Consider the following 9,009-nt stretch of genomic DNA (forward strand, 5'->3'; position numbering starts at 1 on the left):
GCGTCCGCACCTCACGAAGATGCGACCCCGGTAACGCGGATCGCCATCTTCTGACCACTCCGACCCCGGACAGATCCCTGCTCAAGAGACAGTCGGGGAGCGCCTTCTTGTCCCAGCACAACATCATCGGGTCCGAGGCCTTTACCCGAGGCCCCATGATCCTGATCCGCAAATACCGCGCGGGCGGCGCACGGCGCCGTCGTGCGCGCACGGCCACGGCCTTCGTCGCCGGGGCCGTAGCCATGCTGGTCGCGGGCCTGGTCGGCGCCGCCGCCGTCTTCGGCCCCAGCATGGCCGGCTGACCGGACCAAGGCTGGCCGCTCAGGCCAGCCACACCATCATCCGCGTCTCGATCTCGGCGCGCCGCGCCCGGCTCCAGGCCCGGCGGGTCTCGCCCGTGTAGAGAAAGCCGGACTTCTCCAGCACCCGGCCCGAGGCGGGATTGTCGGCGAAATGCCCGGCCACCAGGGCGCGTCGCCGCCACTTGCGGCTGGCCCAGACCAGGGCGGCGTCCAGGGCCTCGGTGGCGAAGCCCCGCCCCCAGTAGTCGCGCCCAATCCAGTATCCCGCCTCCGGAACCCGATCCTCGCCCTCGAACAGGCCGATGACCCCGACCGGCCCGGCCGCCTCATGTTCAATGACGAAAGTGTTGGCCCGCGCAGGATCCTGCGACGCGACCTGAAGCACGAAGTCGTCGGCGTCCTCGACCCGGAACGGATGCGGCATCCGCTTGGTCATGCGCGCGATGTCCAGATCATTGGCCAGGGCGGCGATGCGCGGCGCGTCCTGGGGCGCGGGCGCGCGCAGCACCAGACGCCGCGTCTCGACGATGGGGGAGGTTTCGATGACGCACATGACAGTCGCCTCTTCGTAAGGACCGCCACCTTGGAGGGCTCGGGCGGGCTACGAGGCGGGGAAACGCAAACGGGGAGCCTGGTGATCCAGACTCCCCGCGGAATATCTTCCCTGGTCCGGACGGGCTGCTTTCAGGAGCAACGCGATCCGGAGTGTTCCAGACTGCGTTACTCGGCCGCCATAGCCTGGGCGGCGTCGTCATTGGCCGCGAGGACCGACACATAGCATCGGCCGCCGGCTTTCTTGGTGAATTTCACCGCGCCGTGGGTCAGGGCGAACAGGGTGTGGTCACGGCCCATGCCGATGTTCTCACCCGGGTGGAAGGTGGTGCCGCGTTGGCGCACGATGATGTTGCCGGCCAGCACGCGCTCGCCGCCGAACTTCTTCACGCCGAGGCGCTTCGACTCGGAGTCGCGACCGTTACGCGACGAACCACCGGATTTCTTGTGAGCCATCTTGCCGCTCCGTCTTTCCTGAGTGTCCTACCGGCCTTTCGGCCTACTTGAGGACGTCTCTCTTTAACTGGTCTGGCGCTGTGAGGCGCCGGTGAATGTCTTAGGCTTCGTCGCCGGCGGCTTCAGCCTTGGGCGCGGCCTTCTTCTTGGCCGGTGCCTTCTTGGCGGGAGCCGAGCTCTCGACCACGACGCCCTTGACCTCGGCGCCGTCCACGTCGGTCACGACCGTCTCGATCGAACCCAGCGCGGAGGTCGCGCCGCGGGTAGCCAGGTTGCGGGCCCGCAGGTTGATCTCGGCCTTGGTCGTCAGATCGACCTTGCCGTCCCACTTGGCGATCTCGCCGGCGCCTTCGATGCCGGTGATGCGCAGGACCGATTCCATCTGGCGGTGGCCGTTGGTGCGGCGATAGCCCTGACGACGGGTCTTCTTGAAGATCTTGATCTTCTCACCCTTGCGGGTTTCGACCAGGGTGGCGCCGACGAAGGCGCCGTCGATCAGGGGAGCGCCCAGGGTCACGCCCTTGTCGCCGCCCAGCATCAGGACGCTGTCGAACTTCAGCTCCGAGCCGGCGTCGCCATCGAGCTTTTCGACGACAATCGTATCGCCCGGTTGGACCCGGTACTGCTTGCCGCCGGTCTTGATCACCGCGTACATGTTGAAGCCTCAGCGCAAACGCAAAAATGAAGACGCCCTCCGGAGAGACCCCCGGGGGCGAAGAGCGGCGACATATACGGAAGGGCGTCTCGGAGTCAACGCTGCACACGGCGGAAATTCAAGCGGCGCAGCATTTCACCCCGTCATCTAGCGCCGTTCGATCAATTCGGTAAGGTCGCGGCCTGCATGAAATTCGGGGACAAGATCACATGACCACCGTCGCTACAGGCGGCCAGGATTCGCGCACGGCCGCCGCGCGTCGGATCGTTGCGCACATCGCGGGACATCTACAGGCCGATCTGTCGTTGCAGCTCTGGACGGGCGAGGTCCTTCCTCTGGGCCCTGGCGCCCGCGACGACATCCGCATCGTGCTGTCCGATCCCTCCGCCGTACGCCGGCTGGTGCTGAAGCCCGGCCTGATGACCCTGTTTGAGCTCTACGCCACGGGCGACGTGCGCATTGAGGGCGGATCGCCCCTGGAAGCCGCCGATCGCTGGGACCATGGCCGCGCCGTCCACCTGCCGCGCCGGGTCAACAAGGGGCTGATCGCGCGCGCGTTGATCCCCTTCCTGTTGGCGGGCCGCGCGCGCTCCGTTGGCGACGCCGCCTATGACCCCACCGGCGAGGCCGGCCAGCGTCAGGACAAGTCCGCCCGCACGGACAAGGACTTCATCGCCTTCCACTATGATGTCGGCAACGACTTCTACGGCCTCTTCCTGGACCCGGAGATGGTCTACTCCAGCGCCTGTTACGCCGACGCGGACCAGTCGCTGGAGGACGCTCAGACCCGCAAGCTGGACCTCATCTGCAGGAAGCTCCGTCTCAAGCCCGGCCAAACCCTGCTCGACATCGGCTGCGGCTGGGGCGGTCTGTCGTGCTGGGCGGCCCGGCACTATGGCGTCAAGGTCCACGGCGTGACCCTGTCCGAGGAACAGCTCGCCTTCGCCAACGCCAAGATCGCCCGCCTCGGCCTGCAGGACCGGATCACCCTGGAGCTCAAGGATTATCGCGACCTGGAGATGACCGGACGGTTCGACGCCATCAGCCAGGTGGAGATGTTCGAACACGTCGGCTTCGCCAACCACGACCGTCACTTCCTGGAGATGCATCGCCTGCTGAAGCCGGGAGGCCTGTATTTCCACCAGGCCTCCGTCCGCCGCGGCGGCCGCGATATCGGCAACATCACCCCCCAGACGACCGCAACGCGCACGATCGGCCGCTTCATCTTCCCGGGCGGAGAGCTGGACACCATCGGCATGACCGTAACCAACCTCGGCCGCATGGGTTTCGAGGTGCTGGACGTCGAGAACCTGCGCGAACATTTCCAGGCCACCACCGCCGAATGGTCCCGCCGCCTGATGGCCCGCCGGGACGAGGCCATAGCCATGGTTGGAGAGGAACGCACCCGCCTGTGGCTGATATTCTTCGCCATGTGCGCCAAGGGCTTCGAACGCGGCTCCATTCTCGTCTACCAGACCGTGGCCCAGAAGCGACGCGCCGGTAAGTCGGGCTTGCCGCTGGATCGCGCCTCTCTCTATCGCTGAGATCTCTAATCCAGCGCGCAGATGTCCGGAAGGCCACGCAATCCGCCGGCGTTGTCCAGTCCGTAGCCCACCAGGAAACGGTCCGGGGCCTCCCAGCCGACGAAGTCCGGCTCGGGGGCGCGCGGCGCGGGCCAGGGCTTGCGGGCGAAGACGCAGGTCAGGACCTCCGAGGCCCCGGCCTCGCGCGCGATCCGTCCCGCCTCGGCCAGGGACAGGCCGGTGTCGAACACATCGTCCAGGATCAGCACGCGCCGCCCGGCGATGGGCCGCTGGAACGGGGCGTAGACGTCGATCTTGCCCCGGCTGGTCTTGTCGTCGCCGTAGGAGGCCAGCCACAGGGCGTCGAACCGGACATTGCGCCCCAGTCGCGACAGGGCGCGGGTCAGGTCGGCGGCGAACCACAGACCGCCGGTCAGCAGGACGGCGGCGACCGTGTCGTCGTCGATAACCGGAGCGATGCGCGCGGCCAGATCCGCCACGACGCGGGCGATGTCGGCCTCGGCCAGCAGGACGGTCGGCTTGGGGGAGGGATCAGCCATGCGAGGCGGATACCGCCTCGCCGTGCCCGTTGTCCACCACGCGAATGGGTCGGGCCTCGATCGGCGCCTGGGCGTTGCGCGCGGCGACGCCCGGCGCGACCGCCGATCTCAGGCCGTTGGAGGCGGGCGCAAGCTCAGCATGAGCGTTCGCCGGCGCATGACCGCCGCCCGTTTCGGCGGGCGCGTGATCGGGCTCGTGAGCAGGGGCAGCATGAGGAGCCGCCTGAGGCGCAGCATGATCTTCGCCGTGATCCGCCGCCGGCGCCGCTTCGGCGGGCGCGGCGTGAGCAGCGGCCGGCTTGGCGTGAGGCGCGTCGGGCGTCACGAAATTGACCCCGATGTCGGCCGCATGACCGCCGGGATCGGGGATCAGGACGGCGAAGCCCTGGACCTTGCCGGGCAGGACGGGGGCGGCGTCGATGGCGACGATCCTGAACCCGACCTCTGCGCCATGCTCGTCCAGCAGCGCGACCCGGACGGGCGGGGCCACGATCTCGGCGTCGCGCACATTGCGCAGCGCACCGGACACCAGAACCATGCCGGGATGATTGGGAACCTCCTTGGCCGTCATCGCCTCGAAGTCCAGGCCGACCGGGTTCACCGGCGTCCCGACTGCGGCATAGGCGGCGGCGGCGCGCGGAAAGGCCTCGACCACCTCGATCCGGAACAGGAAGGCCGAGACGATCAGGCCGACAAAGGCGCTGGCCAGGCCCGCCCACACCACGCCGTGGGTGGCGGCGCGGCGCAGGCGGCGCTGCTGTTCGGCGCGGGCGCGAAAGGCCTTGGGCAGTTCCGGCGCCGGCGTCTCGGCCAGGCTGGCGGGCTCGGGCGCAGGTTCCGGCTCGGGCGTGGAGATGACGCGCGGTTCGGGCGCGACGCTCAGTTCCAGCGGTTCGTCGCTGGTCGCGCGCCAGACTTCGCCGCACGATTTGCAGCGCACCTTGCGCCCGTTCGCGCCCACGGCGTCGTCGGGAATGAAATAGCTGGTGGCGCAGGCGGGGCAGGTCAGTATCATGTGGCTGACTGCGAGGCTGTCGCCCCCTCCTGTAAGGCGCGATTTCGCGCCCTGTCCCTGAAACAAATCTCAATGCCGTCCTCGCCACCCAGCGCCGTCGATTCCGCCCCTGTGACCGAGACCGTCCGCCTGTCGGGCGTGGGTTTCGGCTATGCGGACGCGCCCGACGTGCTGCGAGACGTTAACCTCATTCTGACGCGAGGCTCTTTCCACTTCCTTACCGGACCGTCCGGCGCCGGAAAGTCTTCGCTTCTGCGGCTTCTGACCCTGGTGGATCGGCCGACCACGGGGACCATTCGCCTGTTCGGCGCCGATGTGTCCGACATCGACCGGCGCGACATCCCGGCCTTTCGCCGCCGCATGGGGGTGGTGTTCCAGGATTTCCGCCTGCTGGACCACCTGTCCGCCTTCGACAACGCCGCCCTGCCCCTGCGGCTGGCGGGCGGGCGAGAAGCCGACTACGCCGCCGATGTGGAGGAAATGCTGAAATGGGTCGGCCTGGGCCGCCGGATGGACGCCCGCCCCCCGGCCCTGTCCGGGGGCGAGAAACAGCGGCTGGCCATCGCCCGCGCCGTCATCACCCGCCCCGGCCTGATCGTCGCCGACGAACCGACCGGCAGCGTGGACGCCGTCATGGCCGAGAAACTGCTGCGCCTGTTCCAGTCGCTGAACCGGCTGGGCGCCACCGTCCTGATCGCCAGCCATGACCAGGCCCTGGCCGAGCGCTCGGGCGCCCAGGTCCTGCGGCTCGACCAGGGCCGGCTGACCGAAGCCGCCCGAGCCGCCGCATGATCCGCCTTTCCGACTTCCGGCTTTCACGGGGACGTCCCGGCCTGCTGCCCCCGGCGGCCGCCGGCGAGCCCTGGCTGATGACCGTCATCGCCGTCCTGTGCTTCCTGGCCTGTCTGGCCGCCGTCGCCGCCTCGGCCGCCGACCGCGCCGCCCACGGCTGGGCGCGTCAGCTCGGGTCCGAGGCGACGGTGCAGGTCCGCCCCCGCGTCGGCGAGACCGGCGACACCGCCGCCGCCCGCGCCGCCGAGACCCTGTCCGGCGTCGCCGGGGTCGAGGAGGCGGCGGCCCTGGACCGCAAGGCGGCCGAGGATCTGCTGCGGCCCTGGCTGGGCGACGCCGTCCTGCCCGACCTGCCCCTGCCCCATCTGGTCACGGTGCGGCTGAACCCGAACGCCCCCGCCAGCGCGGTCAGCCTCAGCCGCGCCCTGGCCGAGGCCGGGCTGGACGCCACGGTCGACGACCACAGCCTTTGGCGCGGCGAGGTCGAACGTTCGGCCGCCCTGATCACCGCCCTGGCCGGCGCCGCCTTCCTGGCCACGGCCTTCGCCGCCGCCGCCGCCATCGCCTACGCCACCCGCGCCGGCCTGGCCGCCGGGCGCGGGGTGATCGAGACCCTGAGCCTGAACGGCGCGACCGACGGCCGCATCGCCTGGCTGTTCCAGCGCCGCTTCGCCCTGATCGCAGCCGGGGCCGGGGCCATTGGGGCGGGGCTGGCGGGGCTGCTCCTGGCCTTCCTGCGGTTCCTGGGCGGATCGGACGGTCTGACCCAGGCCCTGCCCGTGACCTGGGGCGACCTGCTGCTGCTCTCGCCATGTCCGCTGCTGGCGGCTACGGTGGCGCTTGTCGCGGCCAGATTCGCCGCCATGCAGGTTCTGGGTTCAGGTCGGGGGTAGGGATGAGACTGCTCGTCGTCATCGGCATTGTCGCCCTGATCTGGCTGGTCGGCCTGTTCGCCTTCGCCCATCGGGTGCGCGAACTGACGCCCGCCGAAGATCCCGCCCCGGCCGACGCCATCGTGGCCTTGACCGGCCCCTCGGCCGAACGGGTCAACGCCGCCATCCGCCTGCTGGAGCAGGGCAAGGGCCAGCGCGTGCTGATCTCGGGCGTCAATCGCGAGGTCCGCCGTCGCGAGCTGCGTGAGCTGACGCCGGGCTCCAGCCGTCTGTTCAACTGCTGCGTCGATCTGGGCTTCGAGGCCGAGGACACCGTCGGCAACGCCCAGGAAATCGCGGCCTGGGCCCGGTCCAAGGGCTATGACGACCTGATCGTCGTCACCTCCGACTATCATATGCCGCGCTCGCTGGTGGAGATCCGGGGCCAGCTGCCGGGCGTGAAACTGACCCCCTACGCTGTCTCGACCCCGTCGCTGGACAATCGGCACTGGTGGCGCGCGACGGTGACGGCGCGGCGCATGACGCTGGAATATATGAAATATCTCGCCGCCCTGGGCCGCGAGGGGATTCGCCGCCTCAGCCGCGTCGCCCCCGCGTCCGACACCCCTGTCTCCGACCTTCCCGCCGAAAAGGCCCCTGCCTAAGTGAACACCCTGCGTTCCCTGCTCTTCACCGCCTGGCTCTATCTGTCGATGCCGATCGTCGCCATCGGCCTGTCGCCCATACTTCTGGCGCCGCACCGCTATGTGCAGGGGGTGTGCAAGCTGTGGGCGAAGATCGTGCTGTTCGGCCTGCGCTGGATCGCGGGGGTCAAGGTCGAGGTGCGGGGGCTGGAGCACGCCCCGTCGGGCGCCGCCCTGATCGCGTCGAAACACCAGGGGATGCTGGACATCGTCGCCCTGCTGGCCGTCCTGCCCGACGCCTGTTTCGTGATGAAGAAGGAGCTGATGCCCCTGCCCTTCTTCGGCTGGTTCGCCTGGAAGGCCAAGATGATCGCTGTGGACCGCGCCGGCCACGCCAAGGCGCTGAAGGACATGACCCGCCAGGCGCGCGAACGCCTGTCCGAAGGCCGCCAGATCGTCATCTTCCCCGAGGGCACGCGCAATGATCCCGGCGTGCCCGGCGACTACAAGCCCGGCGTCGCCGCCATCTACCGGGATCTGGAAGGCCCCTGCTGGCCGGTCGCCACCAACTCCGGCGTCCACTGGCCGGCCCATGGATTCCGCCGCTATCCCGGCAAGGTGGTGTTCGAATTCCTGGAGCCGATCCCCGCCGGCCTGAAGCGCGGGGCGATGATGGCGTTGCTGGAAAGTCGCATAGAGACGGCATCTGCGGCCCTGCTGGAGCCAAAGGCCCAGCTCGAACGTATGGACTGACCTATTCCGTACGAGAAAGCTCCAAATGTCCTTGCGCACCCTGGCCCTGACAGCCGCCGCCGCAACCGCCTTCGCCGGCTCAGCCCTTGCCCAGTCCCAGCCCTATGAGCAGATGCGCCCCGCGCCCGACGGCTGGACCGTCGATCTCGGCGTCGGCGCCCTCTACAGCAAGGACAGCGGCGGCGACACGGGCTCCGAGACCCGGGTCGTGCCCTGGGTGTCCGCCAATTACCGCGACGTCGTCTATCTGAGCGCCATCGACGGTCTGGGCTGGAACGCGATCAAGACCGACGATTTCCGCGCCGGCCTGCAACTGCGTCCGCGCTTCTCGCCCGAAGACATCGAGGGTCTGGACCTGGATCGTCCCGACTTCGGCGCCGACGTGGCCGCCTACGCCTTCAAACGCCTGCCCGGCAATATCGTAGTCGGCGGCCGGGTCAGCCGCGACGTGACGGACGTCAGCGAGGGCACGGAATACTACGCCTCGGTCGGCCACCAGCGCGTGACGCCGATCGGCCTGATGAATGTCTCGGTCTATGCGCGCGGCGGCGACGCCAAGCTGGCCGACGCCTATTATGGCGTCAGCACCGCCGAGGCCGCCCGCAACGGCATCGACGCCTATTCGCCGGACAGCGGCCTGCAAGGCGCCGGCGCCAGCCTGTTCCTGCTGGTCCCGATCAACGACAAATGGGCCGCCGGCGCCCTGGTCAACTATGAGCGCCGCCTGGGCGACGTGGCCGACAGCCCCCTGTCCCAGGAAGACGACACCATCCGCACGGGCGTCTTCTTCGCCCGCCGCTTCGGCGGCTGATCCGCGTCAGCCTCCCGAGTTGTGATGCTCTCGCCAAGCCCGCCGGGCTTGGCGTACATCCTTTTCGCTCGTGT

12 protein-coding genes are annotated in these 9,009 nt (G+C 69.1%); 7 read left to right on the top strand and 5 right to left on the bottom strand.

The window, feature by feature from the left end:
- Positions 1-107 precede the first annotated feature (107 nt).
- Positions 108-302, top strand: a complete 195-nt coding sequence (locus GYM46_RS05955) for a hypothetical protein (RefSeq protein ID WP_164952623.1) — start codon at positions 108-110, stop codon at positions 300-302.
- A 19-nt stretch (positions 303-321) separates the two neighbouring features.
- On the opposite strand, the gene GYM46_RS05960 is transcribed toward GYM46_RS05955, so the two are convergent.
- The 3 genes from GYM46_RS05960 to rplU form a co-directional block, all read right to left on the bottom strand.
- Positions 322-855: a GNAT family N-acetyltransferase gene (locus GYM46_RS05960; protein ID WP_040349887.1), complete on the bottom strand. Its 534-nt coding sequence runs from the start codon at positions 853-855 to the stop codon at positions 322-324.
- A 167-nt stretch (positions 856-1,022) separates the two neighbouring features.
- Positions 1,023-1,310, bottom strand: coding sequence for a 50S ribosomal protein L27 (gene rpmA, locus GYM46_RS05965; protein WP_035309791.1), 288 nt, complete (start codon positions 1,308-1,310; stop codon positions 1,023-1,025).
- Between the two features lie 100 nt (positions 1,311-1,410).
- Positions 1,411-1,965, bottom strand: coding sequence for a 50S ribosomal protein L21 (gene rplU / locus GYM46_RS05970; protein WP_008260603.1), 555 nt, complete (start codon positions 1,963-1,965; stop codon positions 1,411-1,413).
- A gap of 209 nt (positions 1,966-2,174) precedes the next feature.
- Here rplU and GYM46_RS05975 point away from each other — a divergent pair, with 209 nt between their 5' ends.
- Entirely contained in the window at positions 2,175-3,509 is a 1,335-nt protein-coding gene (locus tag GYM46_RS05975; RefSeq protein WP_008262494.1) for an SAM-dependent methyltransferase, read from the top strand.
- Positions 3,510-3,514: 5 nt separating this feature from the next.
- On the opposite strand, the gene GYM46_RS05980 is transcribed toward GYM46_RS05975, so the two are convergent.
- The gene (locus tag GYM46_RS05980; RefSeq protein ID WP_008263870.1) at positions 3,515-4,048 is read right to left on the bottom strand and encodes a phosphoribosyltransferase; all 534 of its coding nucleotides are present in this window, start codon (positions 4,046-4,048) and stop codon (positions 3,515-3,517) included.
- The gene (locus tag GYM46_RS05985) at positions 4,041-5,063 is read right to left on the bottom strand and encodes an MJ0042-type zinc finger domain-containing protein (protein WP_008260560.1); all 1,023 of its coding nucleotides are present in this window, start codon (positions 5,061-5,063) and stop codon (positions 4,041-4,043) included. Before GYM46_RS05985 ends, GYM46_RS05980 begins: the two co-directional genes overlap by 8 nt.
- A 72-nt stretch (positions 5,064-5,135) precedes the next feature.
- Here GYM46_RS05985 and GYM46_RS05990 point away from each other — a divergent pair, with 72 nt between their 5' ends.
- From GYM46_RS05990 to GYM46_RS06010, 5 genes are read left to right on the top strand one after another with little or no spacing between them, the layout of a single operon-like run.
- Entirely contained in the window at positions 5,136-5,855 is a 720-nt protein-coding gene (locus GYM46_RS05990; RefSeq protein WP_008259996.1) for a cell division ATP-binding protein FtsE, read from the top strand.
- Positions 5,852-6,748, top strand: coding sequence for a cell division protein FtsX (locus GYM46_RS05995; protein ID WP_008258898.1), 897 nt, complete (start codon positions 5,852-5,854; stop codon positions 6,746-6,748). The genes GYM46_RS05990 and GYM46_RS05995 overlap by 4 nt, the downstream gene beginning before the upstream one ends.
- Before the next feature lie 2 nt (positions 6,749-6,750).
- Entirely contained in the window at positions 6,751-7,392 is a 642-nt protein-coding gene (locus tag GYM46_RS06000; RefSeq protein ID WP_040349198.1) for a YdcF family protein, read from the top strand.
- Entirely contained in the window at positions 7,393-8,124 is a 732-nt protein-coding gene (locus GYM46_RS06005; RefSeq protein WP_008259407.1) for a lysophospholipid acyltransferase family protein, read from the top strand.
- Between the two features lie 25 nt (positions 8,125-8,149).
- Complete coding sequence (locus GYM46_RS06010) at positions 8,150-8,935, top strand: MipA/OmpV family protein (protein WP_008260156.1); 786 nt, start codon at positions 8,150-8,152, stop codon at positions 8,933-8,935.
- The last annotated feature ends 74 nt before the right edge of the window (positions 8,936-9,009 follow it).

The sequence above is a fragment of the Brevundimonas mediterranea genome (assembly GCF_011064825.1).
Lineage (GTDB): Bacteria > Pseudomonadota > Alphaproteobacteria > Caulobacterales > Caulobacteraceae > Brevundimonas > Brevundimonas mediterranea_A.